The sequence below is a fragment of the Streptomyces chumphonensis genome (assembly GCF_014779715.1).
In the GTDB taxonomy this organism is placed as follows: domain Bacteria; phylum Actinomycetota; class Actinomycetes; order Streptomycetales; family Streptomycetaceae; genus Streptomyces; species Streptomyces chumphonensis.
This window is the reverse complement of the sequence record NZ_JACXYU010000001.1, coordinates 240137-261822: the sequence shown is the minus strand read 5'-3', so window position 1 is coordinate 261822 and position 21686 is coordinate 240137. Positions and strand designations below refer to the sequence as shown.

Genomic DNA, 21686 nt, shown 5'->3' with positions numbered 1-21686 from the left:
CCCGCCGTGCCCCACACCCCGCCGCCGCCCGCCCCCGACCCCCTCGACCACCCCGACGCCCAGCAGGCCGCCGACCACGCCGCCACCGAAACCCTGCTGCGCGCCTACGTCCGCGAGACCGGCACCCCCGTGCCCCCCACCGGGCACGACCTGCACCTGCCGCTGCCCGCCACCGGCATCACCCTGACCGTCCCCGTCCACCACCGCAGCCCCACCGGCTGGCACCGCTTCGGCCCCGCCGCGCTCCTCCCCGGCCCGGGCGCCCCCGACGCCGCGCCGCTGCCCGCCGACGCCGCCCTCGTCGCCGCCGCCACCATCCGGCAGACCACCCTCGGCCGCGGCCTGTCGCCCCACCACGGCACCGACGCCGCCGCCCGCGTCCTCGGCTCCGCCCGCCGCACCGCCGCCCACCTCGCCGCCCGCCGCGCCGAACCCCCCGGCACCACCGGCCCCACCCCCTTCCTCGACGCCGAACAGGCCCTCCTCCTCGGCCACCCCTTCCACCCCGCGCCCAAGAGCCGCGAAGAGGCATCCGACGCGGAACTCGACACCTACTCACCCGAACTGCGCGGCGCCTTCCCCCTCCACTGGTTCGCCGCCCACCCCGACATCGTCACCGGTGAGACGACCTCCGGCGCCCACCCCGCCGACCTCCTGCGCCCCCTCACCCGCGGCCTGACCCTCCCCGACGGCACCCTCCCCGTCCCCGCCCACCCCTGGCAGGCCCGCGACATCCTGCGCCGACCCGCCGTCCGCGCCCTCATCGACGACGGCCTCCTCACCCCCCTCGGCCCGCACGGCGACCCCTGGCACCCCACCTCCTCCGTCCGCACCGTGCACCGGCCGGACGCCCCCCACCAGCTCAAACTCTCCCTCGGCATGCGCATCACCAACTCCCGGCGCAACAACCTGCGCGCCGAGATGCGCCTCGGCGTCCGCGCCGCCCGCCTCCTGGCCGCCGGACCCGCCCACTGGCTGAGCCGGCACCACCCCGCCTTCGGCATCCTCCGCGACCACGCCTGGATCTCCGCGGGCCCCGGCGACACCGAGACCGGCCTCGAAACCGCCCTGCGCGACAACCCCTTCCACGGCGGCCCCGACGACGCCCTGTGCGTCGCCGGCCTCCTCGCCGAGCGCACCGGCGACGGCACCCCGCCCGCCCACCGCGCCACCCTCGCCGACGCCGTCCACCGCGCCGCCCACGCCCATCACCTCACCCCCGCCCAGGCCGCCGAACTCTGGCTGGACCGCTACCTCGACGTCCTCGCGATCCCCCTCATCGCCCTCCACGCCCACTACGGCATCGCCCTCGAACCCCACCACCAGAACACCCTCGTCACCCTCGACGACACCGGCCTGCCCCGCGCCGGCTGGTACCGCGACAGCCAGGGCTACTACCTGGCCGCCTCCCACGCCGACGCCATCGAGGACCTCCTGCCCGGCGCCACCAAGGACGTCGACCTCGTCTTCGACGACACCTTCGTCGACGAACGCGTCGCCTACTACCTCGGCATCAACAACCTCCTCGGTCTCGTCGGCGCCTTCGGTGCCCTCCGACTCGCCGACGAGACGCGCCTCCTGACCACCCTGCGCACCCGCCTCACCGCCGCGCGCACCGCCCACCCCGGCGCCGACGGCCTCCTCGGCCTCCTCCTCGACGCCCCCACCCTGCGTTGCAAGGGCAACTACCTCACCTGCGTCGACGGCCTCGACGAACTCGTCGGCGACGTCCACACCCAGTCCGTCTACATCGACCTACCCAACCCCCTCGCGGAGGCCCAGCGGTGACAGCCCAGCAGCCCACCTACGACCTGGTCGGCATCGGCATCGGCCCGTTCAACCTGTCACTGGCCGCACTCGCCGACCGCGTCCCCGACCTCACCACGCTGTTCCTCGACGGCAAACCCGCCTTCTCCTGGCACCCCGGGCTGCTCATGGAAGGCACCACCCTCCAGGTGCCCTTCCTCGCCGACCTCGTCACCATGGCCGACCCCACCAACCCGTGGTCCTACCTCAACTACCTCCGCCACCACCAGCGGATGTTCCCCTTCTTCTTCTCCGAGCGCTTCCACATCCCGCGCCGCGAGTACGACCACTACTGCCGCTGGGTCGCCGAACGCCTCCCCAACACCCGCTTCGACGCCCACGTCACCGCCCTCACCTGGGACGAGACCACCCACACCTTCACCGTCACCCACCGCGCGGCCGACGGCACCACCACCCGGCTCTCCGCCCGGCAGATCGTCCTCGGCACCGGCACCACCCCCACCGTGCCGCCCGCCCTCCAGCACCTCCTCACCCCGCAGCACACCGGACGCGTCCTGCACAGCGCCGACTACCGCACCCACCGCACCGCACTCGGCGCGCTCGACGACGTCACCGTCATCGGCGCGGGCCAGTCCGGCGCGGAGGTCGCCCTCGACCTCATCCGCCACCAGGACGGCGACGGCCGCGGCGGCCCCCACACCCGCTGGCTCGCCCGCACCCCCGCCTTCGCCCCCATGGAGTACTCCAAGATCGGCCTGGAGCACTTCACCCCCGACTACATCGACTACTTCCGCGCCCTCCCCGACACCACCCGGGAACGCCTCACCCGCCGGCAGTGGCAGCTCTACAAGGGCGTCAGCGAGGAGACGCTCGGCGAGATCCACGACGAGCTCTACGAACGCACCATCGGCGGCGGCCGCCCCCGTGCCGACCTCCACCCCGGCGTCGAGATCACCGCCGCCCACCACGACGGCCACCGCTACCACCTCACCTGCCACCACACCGAGCAGCAGCGCGACTTCACCGTCACGACCGACGCCGTCGTCGCCGCCACCGGCTACGCCCCCACCCGCCCCGCCCTCCTCGACCCGCTCCTCGACCTCATCGACCTCGACCCCCGGGGCCGCTACCAGATCGACGGCGACTACCGCGTCGCCCTCGACCCCCGCGTCACCGGCACCCTCTACGTCCAGAACGCGGAGATGCACACCCACGGCGTCGGCGCCCCCGACCTCACCCTCGGCGCCTGGCGCGCCGCCACCATCCTCAACGCCGCCACCGGCGCCGACACCCTCCCCGTCCCCCGCCGCACCTCCTGGACCACCTTCGGCGCGCCCACGACCGGGCACGACGGCGACCACGACACGCCCACCCCGCCGGCCACCGTGGGAACCCGCCCGTGACCACCCACACCCACGGCGGGGGCGCCACCACGCACCCCGCCGAACCCGCCCAGCCCACCGCCCCCGCCGCCGCCGCGACGGGGGCCACCGCCGTCGCCCCACCCGCACGCCACCTGCGCGGCGTCCTCATCGCCGTCATCGCCCTCTACCTCGTCGCCGAGACCGCGCTCGCCCCCTTCCTGCCCCAACTCTTCGCGCGCCTCTACGCCATCGACGACACCGGCGCCACCGGCTACTACCTGTGGATATGCCGCATCATCGGCCTCGCCGCCCTCCCCCTGTGGGGCCTGGCCGCCCGACGCTGGCCCGCCCACCGCCTCGTCCTGACCGGCCTCCTCGCCTCCGCCGCCTGCGACCTCGCCCTCGGCCTCGCCCCCACCTACACCGCCTTCACCGCGCTCTCCGCGGCCTCCGTCGCCGCCAACTGCTCCCTCCTGCTCGCCTACCCCGCCCTCATCGGCGAGTACAGCCGCCACGCCACCGAAGGCCAACCCGACAGCGACACGGCCCGCCTCGCCGGAATCCGCGCGATCGTCGCCGTCTTCCACCTCGCCTCCATCGCCGCCACCGCCACCGGCGCCGCCGTTCTCGCCCTCCCCGAACCCCGCCTCGGCATCTCCGCCTTCGCCCTCCTCGACCTCCTGCTGGCCGCCCTGCTCCTGCGCACCCTCCGCCACCTTCCCGCCCCCCGGCCCGGACACCGCGCGCCCCACCCCGCCGGACGCACCGCCTGGCTCCTCCTGCTGGCGTCCGCCGCCCTCATCGGCGTCGCCTTCGACTTCGCGATCAGCGTCTCCCGTCCCTTCTTCACCACCCACGCCACCGAACTCGGCACCAGCACCACCGTCGCCGCCGCCCTCTTCCTCCTCCCCTCCGCCGCCGCCCTCGCCACCCTCCCCGCCGCCCGCCACTGCCTCGGCCGCTACGGCGCCACCCTCCTGCCCGCCTCGCTCGCCGTCACCGGCGCCGGCCTCGGCGTCCAGTACCTCGCCGACAACCTGCCCGTCCTCGCCGCCGGACGCGTCCTCTTCGGCCTCGGTCTCGGCCTGGCACAGATAGCCGTCGAACTGCGCATGTTCCGCGCCACCGGCACCGCGGGCCCCGCCTTCACCGCCGTCGAGACCGTCCGCTCCGCCGGCCTCATCGCCGCCCCGCTCGCCGCGGCCGCCGCGGCGGGCCACGACCTCGGCCTGCCCCTCGGCGTCGCCGCCGCCGCCCTCCTCGCCGCCGCGCTCCTCACCCTCGCGTTCACCCGCAGCCGCATCCGCACCACCGCACCCGACCCGAAGGACGCACACGCATGAACCGCCCCACCCCCGAGACCTGGGCACACGCGGGCCACCGGCTGCTCGTCAAAGCCATCGAGGAGTTCGCCTACGAGGAACTCCTCACCCCCGAGCCCGTCGAGGACCGGCCCGACACGTACCGCCTCACCTTCGACGGCGGCGTCCACTGGACCTTCACCGCCACCCGCGGCACCTTCGGCACCTGGCGCCTGACCGGCCCACCCACCCGGACACCGGCACCCGACGGCGAACCCGGCCCCGAACAGCTCCTCCTCGACGCCCGCCCGACGCTCGGTTGGGACGGACCCACCACCGCCGAGATCCTCCGCGAACTCACCGCCACCCGCCGGGCCGACGCCGCGGCCCTCACCCGGCAGCGCACCGCCGCCGCCCTCGCCGACCTGGACCACCTCGACCTCGAGGCCCACCAGGACGGCCACCCGTGCATGCTCCTCAACAAGGGCCGCCTCGGCTTCTCCGGCCGCGACGCGGCCACCTACACCCCCGAAGCCGCCGGGGAGATACGCCTCATATGGGCGGCCGTCCACACCGGCCTCGCCACCTACAGCGGCACCCCCGGCCTCACCGCCGACACCCTGCTGAGCGAGGAACTCGACGCCCACACCCGCGGCCAGTACGCCGCCACGCTCGACAAGGCCACCGCCGGCACCGGCCACGACCCCGCCGACTACACCTGGCTGCCCGTCCACCCCTTCCACTGGGACGAGGCCGTCGAGACGCTCTTCGCCCCCTACCTCGCCGACGGCCGCATCGTCCGCCTCGGCGAGAGCCCCGACCGCTACCGCCCCCTCCAGTCCATCCGCACCCTCGCCAACCTCGACCACCCCCACCGCCGCAACGTCAAGGTCCCCCTCCTCATCCGCAACACCCTCGTCTGGCGCGGCCTGTCCACCGAGCCCACCCACGCCGCCCCCGACGTCAGCCACTGGCTCCACACCCTCCGCGCCCGCGACCCCTACCTCAGCGAGGAACTCCGCTTCCACCCCCTCGGCGAAGTGGCCGCCGTCTCCGTCCGCCACCCCCTCTACCAGGCCGTCCCCGACGCCCCCTACCGCTACCACGAACTCCTCGGCGCCGTCTGGCGCGAGCCCGTCCACACCCACCTGCGCGACGGCGAACGCGCCCGCACCATGGCCGCCCTCCTGACGACCGGCAGCGACGGCCGCGCCCTCGTCACCGAACTCGTCCACCGCTCAGGACGCACCCCCGAGAACTGGCTCCGGCGCTTCCTCCAGGCCCTCCTCCCCGGCCTCCTCCACCACCTCTACGCCTACGGCGTCGCCTTCTGCCCCCACGGCGAGAACACCGTCGTCCTCTACGACGCCACCGACACGCCCATCGGCATCGCCGTCAAGGACTTCGCCGAAGACGTCAACCTCCTCCCCGAACCCCACCCCGCCTACGCCGACCTCACCGAACGCGCCGACACGATCCTCCTGCGCTGGCCCGCCGGCGAACTCGCCCACTCCCTCCTCAGCGCCGTCTTCGCCGGACACTTCCGCTACTTCGCCCCCCTCCTCGCCGACCACCTCCACCTCCCCGAACCCCGCTTCTGGGCCCTGGTCCGCGCCGAGATCGAGCGCTACCACCGGCGCTTCCCCGAACACGCGCACCGCGCCGACGCCTACGGCCTCCTCGCCCCCGCCTTCGACCGCATCGCCCTCAACCGCGAACAGCTCCTCGGCGGCGCCTTCCACGACCGTGCCGAACGCGACGAGGGCTTCGACGTCACCCACGGCCGCATCCCCAACCCCCTCGCCACCGCCCAGGACCAGCCATGACCTACGACGACCTCCGCGCCGCCCACGCCGCCGGCGACCTCGACAACATCATCGTCGCCCTCCCCGACCTGCAAGGCCGCCTCCAGGGCAGCCGCCTGGCCATACCCCACTTCCTCGACGAGGCCGCCCCCCACGGCTTCGGCGCCTGCACCTACCTCCTCGCCACCGACGTCGACATGAACACCGGCCCCGGCTACGCCATCGACGCCTGGAACACCGGGTTCGGCGACTTCCTCCTGCGCCCCGACCCCACCACGTACACCACCCTCCCCTGGGACGACGCCACCGCGCTGGTCATCGCCGACGCCACCTGGCCCGACGGCACCCCCGTCCCCGTCGCCCCCCGCCACATCCTCCGCCGCCAGCTCGACCGTCTCGCCGCCCACGGACTCACCGCCCACGCCGGCACCGAACTCGAGTTCCTCGTCTTCCACGACACCTACGCTCAGGCCCACCAAGCCCACTACCAGGACCTACGCCCCGCCACCCGCCACACCGTCGACTACGCCCTCCAGGGCACCACCCACCTCGAACCCTTCCTGCGCCGCCTGCGCCGCGAGATGACCGCCGCCGGACTCACCCTCGAAACGGCCCGCGCCGAGGTCCACCCCGGCCAGTACGAGATCGTCTTCCGCTACGACGAGGCCATGGCCACCGCCGACCACCACGCCCTGTTCAAACACGGCACCAAGGCCATCGCGGCCCAGGAGGGCCACGCCGTCACCTTCATGCCCAAGTACGACGACGGCGAAGGCAACTCCTGCCACATCCACCTCTCCCTGCGCGGCACCGACGGGACCCCCGTCCTCGCCGACCCCACCGCGGCCGACGGCATGTCCTCCCTCATGCGCCACTTCATCGCCGGACAGCTCGCCTGCCTACCCGACTTCACCCTCCTCCTCGCCCCCAACATCAACAGCTACAAGCGCCTCCAGCCCGGCGCCTTCGCCCCCACCGGCATCACCTGGGGCCGCGACAACCGCACCTGCCCCGTCCGCGTCGTCGGCCAGGGCCACTCGCTGCGCCTGGAGCACCGCGTCCCCGGCGGCGACGCCAACCCCTACCTCGCCCTCGCCGCGCTCATCGCCGCCGGCCTCCACGGCATCGAGAACGAGCTGCCCCTCCCCGACCCCCACCCCCACAACGCCCTCACCGACCCCGCCGTCCCCCGGCTTCCCGCCACCCTCACCCAGTCCCTCCACCACTGGGAGACCAGCGAGACCGTCGCCAAGACCTTCGGCGACACCGTCGGCACGCACTACGCGCAGGCCGCCCGCACCGAACTCGCCGCCTTCGAGCGCACGGTCACCGACTGGGAGCGCCACCGCGGCTTCGAACGCCTCTGAGAACCCGCCGGAGAATCGTCAACGACGCTTCGCCGCCACGTCATTCACCCGCCACCGGCCACCGGACGACTACCAGTCGGTAAGCCATAGGCTCGCCGCATGCGCCGAGCAAAAATCGTCTGCACCCTGGGACCGGCCACCGACTCGTACGAGCAGATCAAAGCCCTCGTCGACAGCGGAATGGACATCGCCCGCCTCAACCTCAGCCACGGCACCCACGCCCAACACGAACAACGCGCCCACCACGCCCGCACGGCCGCCGAGAACGCCGGGCGCAGCATCGGCGTCCTCGCCGACCTCCAGGGGCCCAAGATCCGCCTCGGCACCTTCCACGAAGGCCCCGTCCTCCTCGAACGCGGCGACACGTTCACCATCACCACCGAGGACGTCCCCGGCGACCACACCACCTGCGGTACCACCTATGCGGGCCTCGCGGCCGACGTCAACCCCGGCGACACCGTCCTCGTCGACGACGGCCGGGTCACCCTCCACGTCACCGCCATCGACGGCCCCCGCGTCCGCACCACGGTCATCGAGGGCGGCCTCGTCTCCGACCACAAGGGCATCAACCTCCCCGGCGTCGCCGTCTCCGTCCCCGCCCTCAGCGAGAAGGACCACGAGGACCTCCGCTGGGCCCTGCACCACGGTGCCGACCTCATCGCCCTGTCCTTCGTCCGCAGCGCCGCCGACGTCCGCGACGTCCACCGCGTCATGGCCGAGGAGGGCATCCACCGGCCCGTCATCGCCAAGATCGAGAAGCCCCAGGCGGTGGAGAACCTCCACGAGATCGTCCACGCCTTCGACGGCCTCATGGTCGCCCGGGGCGACCTCGGCGTCGAGATGCCCCTCGAACGCGTCCCCATGGTCCAAAAGCGCGCCGTCAAGCTCGCCAAGCGCAACGCCAAGCCGGTCATCGTCGCCACCCAGATGCTCGACTCCATGATCGAGAACTCCCGGCCCACCCGCGCCGAGGCCTCCGACGTCGCCAACGCCGTCATCGACGGCACCGACGCCGTCATGCTCAGCGGCGAGACCAGCATCGGCAAACACCCCGTCGCGACCGTCCGCACCGCCGCCCGCATCATCACCGCCGCCGAGGAGGACCTCCTCGCGCGCGGCCTGCCGCCCATCAGCCCCAGCACCAAACCCCGCACCCAGGGCGGCTCCGTCGCCCGCGCGGCCGCCGACGTCGGCGACTTCCTCGGTGCCAGGTTCCTCGTCGCCTTCACCCAGAGCGGCGACACCGCCCGCAGGCTCTCCCGCTACCGCTCACCCATCCCGCTGCTGGCCTTCACCCCCGACCCCGTCACCCGCGCCCAGCTCTGCCTCAGCTGGGGCGTCGAGACGTTCCTCGGCCCGACCGTCGCCACCACCGACGAGATGGTCGACCAGGTCGACGAACAGCTCCTCAAGATCGGTCGCTGCGAACGCGGCGACACGGTCGTCATCACCGCCGGGTCGCCCCCCGGCGTCCCCGGCACCAGCAACCTCGTCCGCGTCCACCACATCGGCGAGGAGCACCGCTGACCGCAGCCGCCGCGGGGGCGGGTCGCTCAGAGCTTCGCCCCCACGTGCGTGTCCGCGGTGCGGCGCGGGCGTGCCCACGGGGCGTCGCGCGCGACGATGCCGCGGGGAGTGTTCGACGCGGGGCCGACCGAAGGGGTTAGCCGGAGCAGCGGAGCGGCCTGCGGGCCCAGACCTTCGAACGGAAGGAAAAGTGCCCCGGGTCGGACTCGAACCGACACTGTATGGGTTTTGAATCCATTGCCTGCTGCCAATTGGGCTACCGGGGCCTAAGAAAGGAAGGTCGCCTGGCCTTCGATGTGACACCACCATACCGCAGGCAGATAGGCTCATGGGGCCCGACCTGCTCGATATGCGAGGAGCACCAGTGAGCGCCGCTGACGCCCCCGAGAACCCCACGCCGGCCGATGTCCCCGAGGACGGGGGCGCGCACGTGCCGCCCGCGACGACCCGCGTGGTGATCGCGGAGGACGAGGCTCTCATCCGGATGGACCTGAAGGAGATGCTGGAGGAGGAGGGGTACACCGTGGTCGGTGAGGCCGGGGACGGCCGGACCGCGGTGGAGCTGTCGCGGGAGCACCGTCCGGACCTGGTGATCCTGGACGTGAAGATGCCGGTCATGGACGGGATCTCGGCGGCGGAGAAGATCGCGGAGGACAGCATCGCGCCGGTGCTGATGCTGACGGCGTTCTCCCAGCGTGAGCTGGTGGAGCGGGCGCGGGACGCCGGGGCGATGGCGTACCTGGTGAAGCCGTTCAGCAAGAGCGACGTCGTGCCGGCGATCGAGATGGCGGTGTCGCGGTTCGCGCAGTTGAAGCAGCTGGAGGAGGAGGTCTCGGACCTCACCCAGCGGCTGGAGACCCGGAAGCTGGTGGACCGGGCGAAGTCGTTGTTGCAGACGGAGTACGGACTGACGGAGCCGGCCGCTTTCCGGTGGATTCAGAAGACGTCGATGGACCGTCGGTTGTCGATGCGTCAGGTCGCCGAGGCCGTCATCGAGGACGCCGCCGAGAAGCAGGCGGAGAAGCAGGCCAAGCAGCGGTGACGCGGGGCGCGGGCGAGGCGGTTTCGTTCCGCCTCGCCCGTTTTTGCCCCTCGGGGGCGCTTTAAAGGATCTTCCCGTTTCGTTCGGTGAGCGGTAAGGACCGTCCTCTTTCCGGCGCATGGCACAGGTCACAGCCGCATCACACTTGTGGCGGTTGTCTGTTTGGTTTGCTCCCTGCGGCATAGATTCCGGGCCAGCCGTACGTTCGTACGGTCTTGCTCCCGCCGGTCGTCTTCCGGCGGCTGCCAACTGTTCTGGGCCGGACCAGGGGGTTCCCACGTGCTCAACAAGACCTTTGTGAAGCTGGCCGCGCCGCTGGCCATCAGCGCTCTCGCGCTGACCGGGTGTGGAAGTGACAGCGGTGGCGGTGGCGACACGATCAAGATCGCCTTTCAGGGACCGCTTTCCGGCGACAATGTCCAGCTTGGTACCAATATGGAGAACGGTATCAAGCTGGCGATCGACCAGGCGAATGCCTCGGGCGACTACGACTTCGAGATCGAGTACTTCCCGACCGACGACCAGGGTCAGCCGGACAAGGCGACCGCCGCCGCGCAGAAGGCAATTGACGAAGGTGTCATCGCGGTGATCGGCCCGGCCTTCTCGGGCCCGGCGGACACGGCCGCGGAGGTCTACGCGGAGGCCGGTATCCCGGCGGTCTCCTCGTCGGCGACGCGGCCCGACCTGACGACGAAGGGGTACGAGAGCTTCCTGCGCGCGGTGCCGAACGACTCGGCCCAGGGCGCGGGTATGGCGAAGTACTTCGACCAGGCGACGGACGCGGAGAAGGTCGTCGTCGTGGACGACAAGACCGACTACGGCGTGGGTCTGGCGGACGTCGCCGAGAAGGAGCTGACGGCCGCCGGCATCGAGGTGGTCCGCCAGTCGGTTCCGCAGAAGACTCCGGACTACTCGGCGGCGGCGCGCAGCGTCGTGGGCCAGAAGGCCGACGGGCTGATCTACGCGGGCTACTACGAGGACGCCGGCCCGTTCGCGACGAAGCTGGCCGAGGCGGGCTTCGAGGGCACCACGATGTCCGGTGACGGCACGAACGACATGGGCTTCGTGAAGCTGGCCGGTGACGCGGCCAACGGCTGGAAGCTGACCTGCCCCTGCACGGACCCGACGCAGGAGGACGCGACGAAGGCGTTCGCCGACGACTACCAGGCGGAGTTCAACCAGGCACCCGGTACGTACTCGGCCGAGTCCTACGACGTCGCGCAGATGATCATCGCGCAGATCGCCGAGACGGGCGGTGCGGAGTCGGACAGCGAGAAGCTGCTGGAGTCGCTGCGCGGCGTGGAGTACAAGGGTCTGACGAAGACGTTCTCGTTCGACGACAAGGGCGAGTTCAAGAACCAGACCATCTACATGTACGAGGTCCAGGACGAGAAGATCGGGTACGTGGGGAACATCGACGAGCTGGCGGCCGAGTAACGCGTCGCCCCGGGGCCGGTGACGGCCCGGTGTTTCGGCCGGTTTCTGCGATGACCGGTCCCGGTCGGCGCGATGCGCGCGTGCATTGCGCCGACCGGTGTTCCACGGTCCGCCGTTCTCCGCGGTGGCCGCGTTTTTCCTCCGCTGCTGCCGGAGCCGTGCTGAACGTGCGGGGCGGTGGCTCGTTCCCATAAGGAAGTCGTTCGATGTCCCTCAACGCTTTCTGGGACTTCTTGGTCCTAGGGGTGGTGCTCGGCTGTCTTTATGCCGTCATCGCCATCGGTTACACGCTCGTCTACGGCGTGCTTCAGCTTCTGAACTTCGCGCACAGCGAAGTGTTCATGTTCGGTGGTTTCGGCGGTCTGATGGCGCTGACGGTGTGGGCTCCGGCTCCTGACCCGTCGGGTGCGCAGTCGGTCCTGTACGTCGTGGTCGGAATGCTCGCGGGTGCGGCGTTCGGTGGTGTGGTCGCGTACGGGTTGGAGAAGGTCGCCTACCGGCCTTTGCGGCGACATAAAGCGCCACGACTGGTGTTCCTCATCACGGCCATCGGCGCGTCGTTCTTCCTCTACAACCTGGCGGGGAAGCTGTTCGGCCGCAACTCGCTGTCGATGCCGGACATGTACGAGAACAAGAGGGTGTTCTCGTTCTTCGGTGCGGAGCTGAGCGTGACGATGATCCTGATCGTCGTGTCCGCGGTGGGCATGATGATCGGTCTGGACTACGTGGTGAACCGGACGAAGCTGGGGTCGAGTATCCGCGCGGTGGCGCAGGACCCCGAGGTGGCGTCGCTGATGGGCGTGAACATCGACAAGGTGGTCTCGCGGACGTTCGTGATCGGTGGTCTGCTCGGTGGTGCGGCGGGGTTCCTCTTCGGAGTGAACAACAAGGTCGTGTACACGATGGGCTTCCTGCCGGGGATCACGGCGTTCGCGGCGGCGGTGCTGGGCGGCATCGGCAACGTGCGCGGGGCCATGCTCGGCGGCATGCTGCTGGGCATCGTGGAGACCCTCACCGTGTACTTCTGGGGTGAGGAGTGGCGCTACGTGGCGGGCTTCGCCGTGCTGGTCGTGGTGTTGATGTTCCGGCCGACGGGTCTGCTGGGCGAGCGTCTGGGGAGGACCGCATGAGTGCGGAGGCTTTGGTCCGCGGCCGGGCCGCGGAGCGGCTGAGGACGGTGCGCTGGTACCAGCGGCCGCGCTGGAAGCGGCTGGGCGCGATGATCGCGCTCGCGGTCCTCGCGGTGATGGTGACGGGCGTGCAGGGCACGCAGCGGGACCTGTTCTACGCCCTGGAGGAGAACCTCACCTCGCCGCTGCTGCTGGTGTGGCTGGCGTTGACGGTCGGGGTGTGGGCGGTCAGGGAGTTCCTCTCGCCGCAGGTGAAGGCCGTCTCGGACGGCTACCGGTCGGTGGTCGAGGAGCCGCGCGGGAAGCTGCGGCGTGCCTGGCGCGAGGAGAAGTGGCTGCGCTGGGGTGCGTTGGGCGCTCTGGTGGCGGCGGCGGTCTTCCTGCCGTCGGGTCTGGAGCGGTACTGGCAGACGGTGCTGGTGGACCAGATCGCGATCTACGTCCTGGTGGCGATCGGCCTGAACGTGGTCATCGGCTGGGCCGGGATGCTGGACCTCGGCTTCATCGCGTTCTTCGCGATCGGTGCCTACAGCGCGGCGTACTGGACGGGCGCGCTGCCCGTGCAGCCGCCGATGGAGTTGAACAACTTCGCGGTCATCCCGGTGGCGATCGTCACGTGCCTGCTGGCGGGTGTGCTGCTGGGCGCGCCGACGCTGCGGTTGCGCGGTGACTACCTGGCCATCGTGACGCTGGGCTTCCACGAGATCGTGTACCTGACGGCGAAGAACCTGGACGACGTCACCGGGGGCACGGGTGGCGTCAAGGTGGAGCGGTTCTCGCTGGACCTGGGGTTCTGGTCGTACGAGTGGGGCGTCATCGACCCGATGCCGTACTACTACCTGCTGCTGGTGTTCATCGCGGTCGTGGTGTTCTTCTTCTGGCGGCTGGAGCACTCGAAGGTCGGCCGGGCGTGGACGGCGATCCGTGAGGACGAGGTCGCGGCGGCGTCGACGGGTGTGAACACCGTGCGCTTCAAGCTGATGGCGTTCGCCATCGGTGCGTCGACCTCGGGCGTCGCGGGTGTCGCGTACGCGTCGAAGGTGGGCTACATCAACTCGGAGAACTTCGTCATCCTGCTGTCGGTGCTGGTACTGGCGTACGTGATCTTCGGTGGTATGGGTTCGATCGCCGGTGTGCTGTTCGGTGCCGCGTTCCTGGTGTGGCTGCCGGAGGCGCTGCGGGACTTCGTGGACCCCAAGGACCGGTACATGTACCTGGGCGTGCTGCTGGTGATCATGATGATCTACCGGCCGCAGGGTGTGATTCCGTCGCGGCGTCGTGCGCGGGAGCTGAAGCTGTCGGAGTCCGGTGAGTCGGACGCCGATGCGATGACGGAGCCGGCGGGAGGCAGGCTGTCATGACGACGGAGCTGATCAAGGGCAAGGGGCCCGGGGGCCGGCCGGAGCCGGACGCCGGCGACCTGGTGCTGGACGCGAGCGGGGTGACGCTGCGCTTCGGCGGTGTGACGAGTCTGGACGGCGTCGAGCTGAGCATGCGCCGTGGGGAGATCCTCGCGGTGATCGGTCCGAACGGTGCGGGCAAGACGTCGTTGTTCAACTCGCTGACCGGCGCGTACGTGCCGCAGGAGGGCCGGATCACCTACCGGCCGCGTGCGGGGGGCGAACACGAGCTGCGGGGGCGCAAGCCGCATCTGGTGAATCACCTGGGCCTGGCGCGGACGTTCCAGAACATCCGGTTGTTCGGCGCGTTGACGGCGTTGGAGAACGTGAAGATCGCGGCGGAGACGCGGCTGAAGTCGGACCCGGTGTCGATCATGCTGGGGTTGCCGAACGCGCGACGGGCCGAGCGGGCGAGTGACCGGCGGGCGCACGAGGTGCTGGACTTCGTGGGACTCGCGGCGAAGCTGAACGAGCTCGCCGGGTCGTTGAGCTACGGCGACCAGCGGCGGCTGGAGATCGCCCGGGCGTTGGCGACGGATCCGCAGGTGCTGTTGCTGGACGAGCCGGCGGCGGGGACGAACCCGACGGAGAAGCTGGAGCTGGAGGAGCTGATCCGGGGGATCAACCGGGAGCTGGGCGTGAGCGTGCTGCTGATCGAGCACGACATGCGGCTGGTGATGTCGGTGGCGGACCGGGTGATGGTGCTGAACTTCGGCAAGAAGATCGCCGAGGGGTCTCCCTCACAGGTGCAGCGTGATCCGGCGGTCGTGGAGGCGTACCTGGGTGCGTCGGCCGAGCCCGAGGAGGCCGCCGAGGGTGCGGACGGCACCGACGGCGGCGGCGTGCCGCAGGCCCGTGACGGTGAGGTGACCGACGAGCGCGCGGCGCAGGACGGTCCGGGGAAGGACGAGGCATGAGTGGCACCGCTGAGGTGACGAAGGAGCAGGCCGCGGGTCAGCCGGAGGGCACTCCGGTGCTGGAGCTGCGCGACCTGCGGGTGTTCTACGGCGCGATCGAGGCGTTGAAGGGCATCGATCTCGCGGTGTACGAGGGCGAGGTCGTGGCGCTGCTGGGCGCGAACGGCGCGGGCAAGTCGACGACGCTGCGCACGGCGTCGGGCATGCTGGCGCCGCGCTCGGGCCGGGTGCTGCTGCACGGTGAGCGGGTCGACGGCATCAAGTCGCACGACCTGGTGCGGTTCGGTATCGGGCACGTGCCGGAGGGCCGTCGGGTGTTCCCGCGGATGACGGTGCGGGAGAACCTGGAGATGGGGGCGTACCGGTTCAAGTCCCCCGACCGGGACACGCTGGACCGGGTGTACTCGCTGTTCCCCCGCCTGCACGAGCGCAGGACGCAGCTGGGCGGCACGCTCTCGGGCGGCGAGCAGCAGATGCTGGCGATCGGCCGGGCGTTGATGGGCAAGCCCGAGCTGCTGCTGCTGGACGAGCCGTCGATGGGTCTGGCGCCGCTCATCGTGGCGCAGATCTTCGACATCCTGAAGGAGATCAACGAGCAGGGCACGACGGTGCTGCTGGTGGAGCAGAACGCCTCCCAGGCCCTGCAGTTGGCCGACCGCGGCTACGTGCTGGAGACGGGGGCGGTGGCGATGTCGGGTGAGGCGTCGCGGCTGCTGGCGGATCCGCGGGTGCGGGAGGCGTATCTGGGTGAGGGCGCCGCCTGATCCCGGCGGCGGAGGTCGAGGGGCCGGTCCACCCGTGGGGTGGCCGGCCCTTCGACGTGTGGTGGTGCTCAGGCGTCGCGCAGCAGGCAGGTGAGGCGGGCGGTGCAGACGCGGCGGTCCTGCTCGTCGGTGATGACGACCTCGTAGGCGGCGGTGGTCCGGCCGAGGTGGGCGGGGGTGGCGGTGCCGGTGACGAGGCCGGAGCGCAGACCGCGGTGGTGGGTGCAGTTGAGGTCGACGCCGACGGCCACCTTGCCGGGGCCGCCGTGGAGCATGGCACCGACCGAGGCGAGGGTCTCGGCGAGGACGGCGGAGGCGCCGCCGTGGAGGAGTCCGTAGGGCTGGGTGTTGCCCTCGACGGGCAGGGTCCCGACGACGCGGTCGGGTGCGGCGTGCAGGATCTTCAGCCCCATCCGCTCCCCGAGGTGTCCGGCGGAGAAGAGGGACGGCAGGTCGATGCCGAGCCCGGCCCACTGGTCGAGGATCTCCTGGGGGAAGACGGTGGCGGTGTTCTCGCCCATGGTCGTTCGGCTCCGATCGCTGGCGGCTCTGCTTGGCGGTCCTGATGCTAAGCGTTCGCTCACGGTCGGGTGGGGGTGAGTCGGATCACGACGGACTTGCTCGCGGGCGTGTTGCTGCCGTCCGCGGTGGCGTCGAGGGGGACGAGGACGTTGGTCTCGGGGTAGTAGGCGGCGGCGCAGCCCCGGGCGGTGGGGTAGTGCACGACGCGGAAGCCGGGGGCGGTGCGCTCGGTGCCGTCGTGCCATTCGCTGGTCAGGTCGGCGTAGCCGCCGTCGGCCAGGCCGAGTGCCGCGGCGTCGTCGGGGTGGACGAGGACGACGCGGCGGCCTCCCTTGATGCCGCGGTAGCGGTCGTCGAGGCCGTAGATGGTGGTGTTGTACTGGTCGTGCGAGCGGAGCGTCTGCAGGAGGAGGCGGCCCGGGGGGATCTCGGGGTGCTCGACGGGGGCGGCGGTGAAGCGGGCCTTGCCGGTGGCGGTGGGGAAGCGGCGTTCGTCGCGGGGGGCGTGGGGGAGGGTGAAGCCGCCGGGATGGGCGATGCGGGTGTTGAAGTCCTCGAAGCCGGGGATGACGCGGGCGATGCGGTCCCGTACGTGCCCGTAGTCCTGCTCGAAGGTCTCCCAGGGCGTGGTGCTGGTGGGCCCGAGGACCCTGCGGGCGAGCCGGCTGATGATGGCGGGTTCGGACAGCAGGTGTTCCGAGGCCGGTTCGAGGGTGCCGCGGGAGGCGTGCACCATGCCCATGGAGTCCTCGACGGTGACGAACTGCTCCCCGCTCGCCTGGACGTCCCGCTCGGTGCGGCCGAGGGTGGGGAGGATGAGGGCGCGGGCGCCGGTGACGACGTGGGAGCGGTTGAGCTTGGTGGAGACGTGGACGGTGAGCCGGGCGCGGCGCATGGCGTCCTCGGTGACGGCGGTGTCGGGGGAGGCGGCGACGAAGTTGCCGCCGAGGGCGAAGAAGACCTGGACGCGGCCGTCGCGCAGGGCGCGGATGGACTCGACGGTGTCGTAGCCGTGTTCCCGGGGCGGGGTGAAGCCGAACTCCTGCCCCAGGGCGTCCAGCAGTTCGGGGGCCGGGCGTTCGACGATGCCCATGGTGCGGTCGCCCTGGACGTTGCTGTGGCCGCGGACGGGGCACAGGCCGGCGCCGGGTCGGCCGATGTCGCCGCGCAGCAGGAGGAAGTTGACGACCTCGCGGATGGTGGCGACGGCGTGCTTGTGCTGGGTGAGGCCCATGGCCCAGCACACGACGGTGCGCCGCGAGGCGAGGACCAGGCGCAGGGCCTCCTCGACGGCGTCGCGGTCGAGGCCGGTGGCGGCCAGGGTGGCGTCCCAGTCGGCCGTGCGGGCGGCGTCGGCGAACGCGGCGAACCCGTCGGTGTGCTCGGCGACGAACGCCTCGTCGACGGCGCCCTCGGTCTCGATGACCCGTTTGTTCAGCAGCCGGAAGAGGGCCTGGTCGCCGCCGAGACGGACCTGGAGGAAGAGGTCGGTGAGCGGGGTGCCGGGGCCGGCGAGACCGAGGGGGGTCTGCGGGTTCCGGAACCGTTCCAGGCCCGCCTCGGGGAGCGGGTTGACGGTGATGATCTTCGCGCCGTTGTGCTTGGCCTTCTCCAGGGCGGAGAGCATGCGCGGGTGGTTGGTGCCGGGGTTCTGTCCGGCGACGATGATCAGGTCGGCCTGGTGGAGGTCTTCGAGGAGGACGCTCCCCTTCCCGACGCCGATGGTCTCGGTGAGGGCCGTGCCGGAGGACTCGTGGCACATGTTGCTGCAGTCGGGCAGGTTGTTCGTGCCGAACTCGCGGGCGAAGAGCTGGTAGAGGAACGCGGCCTCGTTGCTGGTGCGCCCCGAGGTGTAGAAGACGGCCTCGTCGGGGGAGGGCAGGGCGCGCAGTTCGTCGGCGATGATCCCCAGGGCCTGGGTCCAGCTGACGGGTGAGTAGTGGTCGGCGCCCTGGGCGAGGTAGACGGGCTGGGTCAGGCGGCCCTGCTTGCCGAGCCAGTAGCCGGACCGTTCGGCGAGGTCGGCGACGGAGTGGTGGGCGAAGAAGGCGGGGGTGACGCGGGCGCGGGTGGCCTCCTCGGCGACGGCCTTGGCGCCGTTCTCGCAGAACTCCGCCGTGTGCCGGTCGGCCTCCTCGGGCCAGGCGCAGCCGGGGCAGTCGAAGCCGTCCTTCTGGTTGACGCGCAGGAGGGTGAGCGCGGTGCGTTTGACGCCCATCTCGCGGTGGGCCATGCGCAGGGCGTGGCCGACGGCGGGCAGCCCGGCGGCGGAGCGGCGCGGCGGGCGGACCTGGGGGGCGTCCTGGACGGGGTCGCCGGAGGAGGACGGAGTGGCGCGCGTCATGGTGCGATCCTCCCACGCCGGGCGGCGGGCCGGGCGGGCGCGGGCCGGGACGTCCGCGGCGCGGGGACGCCGCGTCGCGGGAGTGTCGGTGGGCCGTGGCAGGATCGGTGCCGTGGCAAAGGACGAGCAGATCGGCGTGGCGGACGGCGTGGTGGAGACGGCATCGGAGCGGGCGGAGCAGGGCGGTGGGGGCAAGCTCCTGCTGATGGACGGGCATTCGCTGGCCTACCGGGCGTTCTTCGCGTTGCCGGAGGAGAACTTCTCCACGACCACGGGGCAGACGACGAACGCGGTGTACGGCTTCGTGTCGATGCTGTCGAACACGTTGCGTGACGAGGCGCCGACGCACTTCGCGGTCGCGTTCGACGTCTCGCGCAAGACGTGGCGGGCGCAGGAGTTCACCGAGTACAAGGCGAACCGCTCCAAGACGCCGGACGGCTTCAAGGGGCAGGTGGAGCTGATCGGGGAGCTGCTGGACGCGATGCGCGTCAAGCGCTTCGCGGTGGAGGGCTTCGAGGCGGACGACGTCATCGCCACGCTGGCGACGCAGGCCGAGGCCGCCGGGTACGACGTGTCGATCGTCACCGGCGACCGGGACTGCTTCCAGCTCGTCTCGGACCGCGTCACGGTCCTGTACCCGACGAAGGGCGTCTCGGAGCTGACGCGGTTCACGCCGGAGAAGGTGCGGGAGAAGTACGGGCTGGAGCCGGCCCAGTACCCGGACTTCGCGGCACTGCGCGGTGACCCGTCGGACAACCTCCCCGGCATTCCGGGGGTGGGGGAGAAGACGGCCACCAAGTGGATCAGCCAGTTCGGCTCGTTCGACGAGCTGGTCGCGCGGGTGGACGAGATCAAGACCAAGGCGGGGCAGAACCTCCGGGACCACCTGGAGTCGGTCAAGCTCAACCGGCGGCTGACGGAGATGGTGCGGGACGTCGAGCTGCCCTGCGGTCCGGCGGAGCTGGAGCGGGTCGCCTACGACCGCGAGACGCTGACGTCGCTGCTGGACGTGCTGGAGATCCGCAACCCGAACTTCCGCGAGCGGCTGTTCGCCGCCGACCCGGCCGCCGCCGAGGCGGACGCGGAGCCCCCGGCGGCCGGGGTCGAGGTGGCGGGCCGGGTGCTGGAGGCGGGCGAGCTGGGGCCGTGGCTGGCCGAGCACGCGGCGGCGGGCGGACGTCCGCTGGGCCTGGCGTCGGTGGACGACTGGCACCTGGGCGCGGGGCGGGTGAACGAGATCGCGCTGGCCACCGGTGAGGGCCCCGCGGCCTGGTTCGACCCGGCGGAGCTGGACGCCCCCGACGAGCAGGCGTTCGCGGCCTGGCTGGCCGACGGGGAACGGCCGAAGACGGTGCACAACGCGCGGGCGACGCAGCGGGTGTTCGCCGAGCACGGCTGGCGGATCGAGGGGATCGTCTCGGACACCGCGCTGGCCGCCTATCTCGTGCAGCCGGGCCGGCGCAGCTTCGCGCTGGACGCGTTGAGCGTGGAGTTCCTCGGCCGTGAGCTGCCGCAGCCCGCCGAGAGCGGTTCGGGCCAGCTGGCGCTGGGGGCGGACGAGCAGGCGCAGGCCGACGCCCTGATGGGGCAGGCCCGTACGGTGCTGGACCTGGGGGAGGCGTTCACCGGGCGGCTGGCCGAGGTGGGTGCGGCGGAGCTGCTGGCCGACATGGAGCTGCCCGTCTCCGAGGTCCTGTCGCGCATGGAGCGGGCCGGTATCGCGGCGGACCGCGCGTGGCTGGGTGGTCTGGAGCAGCAGTTCGCCGACGCGGCCCAGCAGGCGGTGCGGGAGGCGCACGCGGCCGTCGGGCACGAGTTCAACCTCGGCTCGCCCAAGCAGCTCCAGGAGGTGCTGTTCGGTGAGCTCGGGCTGCCGAAGACGAAGAAGACCAAGACGGGCTACACCACCGATGCCGACGCGCTGGCGTGGCTGGCGACGCAGACGGACCACGAACTGCCGGTACTGATGCTGCGGTTCCGGGAGCAGTCCAAGCTGCGCGCCACCGTCGAGGGGCTGATCAAGACGATCGCGGCGGACGGCCGGATCCACACCACGTTCAGCCAGACGGTCGCCTCCACCGGCCGGCTGTCCTCGACCGACCCGAACCTGCAGAACGTCCCGGTACGCACCGACGAGGGCCGGGCGATCCGCCGCGCGTTCGTCGTCGGCGAGGGCTTCGAGTCGCTGATGACGGCGGACTACAGCCAGATCGAGCTGCGGGTCATGGCGCACCTGTCGGAGGACGCCGGGCTCATCGAGGCGTTCACCTCCGGTGAGGACCTGCACACCACGGTCGCCTCGCAGGTGTTCGGCGTCGACAAGGACCAGGTCGACCCCGAGATGCGCCGCAAGATCAAGGCGATGTCCTACGGTCTGGCCTACGGCCTCTCCGCGTTCGGGCTGTCCCAGCAGCTGGGCATCAGCCCGGAGGAGGCCCGCAGGCTCATGGACACCTTCTTCGAGCGGTTCGGCGGCGTGCGGGACTACCTGCACCGTGCCGTGGAGGAGGCGCGCGCCGTCGGCTACACCAGCACGATGCTGGGCCGCCGCCGCTACCTGCCGGATCTCAACTCCAGCAACCGGCAGCGCCGGGAGATGGCCGAGCGCATGGCGTTGAACGCGCCGATCCAGGGCACGGCCGCCGACATCGTGAAGATCGCCATGCTGCGGGTCGACGCCGAGCTGCGGAAGCGGAATCTCACCTCGCGCATGCTGCTCCAGGTGCACGACGAGATCGTGCTGGAGGTCGCCGCGGGCGAGCGGCACGCGGTGGAGGAGTTGGTGCGCGCCGAAATGGCCGGTGCGGTGGAACTGCGGGCCCCGCTGGACGTGTCGGTGGGGGTGGGCCCGGACTGGGAGTCGGCGGCCCACTGACCGACGGGGTCGTGCCGCGAAAGGCGTGACCGGAAGCCGTCGCGTGTCGTATCGTCACCTTCGCCGCCCTGTCGGGAGTCAGGTACATGACGGGCGTCGCGACCATTCGGGGACAAGGGGAGGA

15 protein-coding genes and 1 tRNA gene are annotated in these 21686 nt (G+C 71.5%); 13 read left to right on the top strand and 3 right to left on the bottom strand.

Features of this window, described 5'->3' with window-relative positions; translation table 11 throughout:
* Positions 1-6: 6 nt before the first annotated feature.
* The 6 genes from IF129_RS26650 (at position 7) to pyk (ending at position 9131) form a co-directional block, all read left to right on the top strand.
* Complete coding sequence (locus IF129_RS26650; protein WP_191207449.1) at positions 7-1788, top strand: IucA/IucC family protein; 1782 nt, start codon at positions 7-9, stop codon at positions 1786-1788.
* Positions 1785-3170: a lysine N(6)-hydroxylase/L-ornithine N(5)-oxygenase family protein gene (locus IF129_RS00945; RefSeq protein ID WP_191207448.1), complete on the top strand. Its 1386-nt coding sequence runs from the start codon at positions 1785-1787 to the stop codon at positions 3168-3170. The genes IF129_RS26650 and IF129_RS00945 overlap by 4 nt, the downstream gene beginning before the upstream one ends.
* A complete protein-coding gene (locus tag IF129_RS00940) occupies positions 3167-4474 on the top strand; it encodes an MFS transporter (protein WP_191207447.1) in 1308 nt (435 codons plus the stop codon). The genes IF129_RS00945 and IF129_RS00940 overlap by 4 nt, the downstream gene beginning before the upstream one ends.
* Positions 4471-6258 (top strand): IucA/IucC family protein, encoded by a 1788-nt coding sequence (locus tag IF129_RS00935; RefSeq protein ID WP_191207446.1) that lies wholly within the window; start codon positions 4471-4473, stop codon positions 6256-6258. Before IF129_RS00940 ends, IF129_RS00935 begins: the two co-directional genes overlap by 4 nt.
* Positions 6255-7604, top strand: a complete 1350-nt coding sequence (locus IF129_RS00930) for a glutamine synthetase family protein (protein ID WP_191207445.1) — start codon at positions 6255-6257, stop codon at positions 7602-7604. The genes IF129_RS00935 and IF129_RS00930 overlap by 4 nt, the downstream gene beginning before the upstream one ends.
* A gap of 99 nt (positions 7605-7703) precedes the next feature.
* Entirely contained in the window at positions 7704-9131 is a 1428-nt protein-coding gene (pyk, locus tag IF129_RS00925) for a pyruvate kinase (RefSeq protein ID WP_191207444.1), read from the top strand.
* Positions 9132-9322: 191 nt separating this feature from the next.
* Here the strand turns inward: pyk and IF129_RS00920 are convergent.
* Positions 9323-9397 (bottom strand) — tRNA-Leu (locus IF129_RS00920).
* Between the two features lie 98 nt (positions 9398-9495).
* Between IF129_RS00920 and IF129_RS00915 the strand changes: the two genes are divergently transcribed.
* The 6 genes from IF129_RS00915 to IF129_RS00890 all read left to right on the top strand — a co-directional run bounded on the left by IF129_RS00915 (position 9496) and on the right by IF129_RS00890 (position 15821).
* Positions 9496-10173, top strand: a complete 678-nt coding sequence (locus IF129_RS00915; RefSeq protein WP_318153473.1) for an ANTAR domain-containing response regulator — start codon at positions 9496-9498, stop codon at positions 10171-10173.
* 279 nt (positions 10174-10452) lie between these two features.
* The gene (locus tag IF129_RS00910; RefSeq protein ID WP_191207442.1) at positions 10453-11610 is read left to right on the top strand and encodes a branched-chain amino acid ABC transporter substrate-binding protein; all 1158 of its coding nucleotides are present in this window, start codon (positions 10453-10455) and stop codon (positions 11608-11610) included.
* Positions 11611-11816: 206 nt separating this feature from the next.
* Complete coding sequence (locus tag IF129_RS00905) at positions 11817-12740, top strand: branched-chain amino acid ABC transporter permease (RefSeq protein WP_191207441.1); 924 nt, start codon at positions 11817-11819, stop codon at positions 12738-12740.
* Positions 12737-14101: a branched-chain amino acid ABC transporter permease gene (locus tag IF129_RS00900; RefSeq protein ID WP_191207440.1), complete on the top strand. Its 1365-nt coding sequence runs from the start codon at positions 12737-12739 to the stop codon at positions 14099-14101. The genes IF129_RS00905 and IF129_RS00900 overlap by 4 nt, the downstream gene beginning before the upstream one ends.
* Positions 14098-15057 carry an ABC transporter ATP-binding protein gene (locus IF129_RS00895; protein WP_191207439.1) on the top strand — a complete coding sequence of 320 codons (960 nt, stop codon included), beginning with the start codon at positions 14098-14100 and terminating at the stop codon, positions 15055-15057. Before IF129_RS00900 ends, IF129_RS00895 begins: the two co-directional genes overlap by 4 nt.
* Positions 15054-15821, top strand: a complete 768-nt coding sequence (locus IF129_RS00890; protein ID WP_191207438.1) for an ABC transporter ATP-binding protein — start codon at positions 15054-15056, stop codon at positions 15819-15821. Before IF129_RS00895 ends, IF129_RS00890 begins: the two co-directional genes overlap by 4 nt.
* Before the next feature lie 68 nt (positions 15822-15889).
* Here the strand turns inward: IF129_RS00890 and IF129_RS00885 are convergent, their stop codons facing one another.
* Positions 15890-16342, bottom strand: a complete 453-nt coding sequence (locus IF129_RS00885; protein WP_191207437.1) for a PaaI family thioesterase — start codon at positions 16340-16342, stop codon at positions 15890-15892.
* A gap of 59 nt (positions 16343-16401) precedes the next feature.
* On the bottom strand, positions 16402-18687 hold the full coding sequence (locus IF129_RS00880) for an FdhF/YdeP family oxidoreductase (protein WP_191207436.1): 2286 nt from the start codon (positions 18685-18687) through the stop codon (positions 16402-16404).
* 148 nt (positions 18688-18835) lie between these two features.
* On the opposite strand from IF129_RS00880, the gene polA reads away from it, so the two are divergent.
* Positions 18836-21562 carry a DNA polymerase I gene (gene polA / locus IF129_RS00875; protein ID WP_381481181.1) on the top strand — a complete coding sequence of 909 codons (2727 nt, stop codon included), beginning with the start codon at positions 18836-18838 and terminating at the stop codon, positions 21560-21562.
* The last annotated feature ends 124 nt before the right edge of the window (positions 21563-21686 follow it).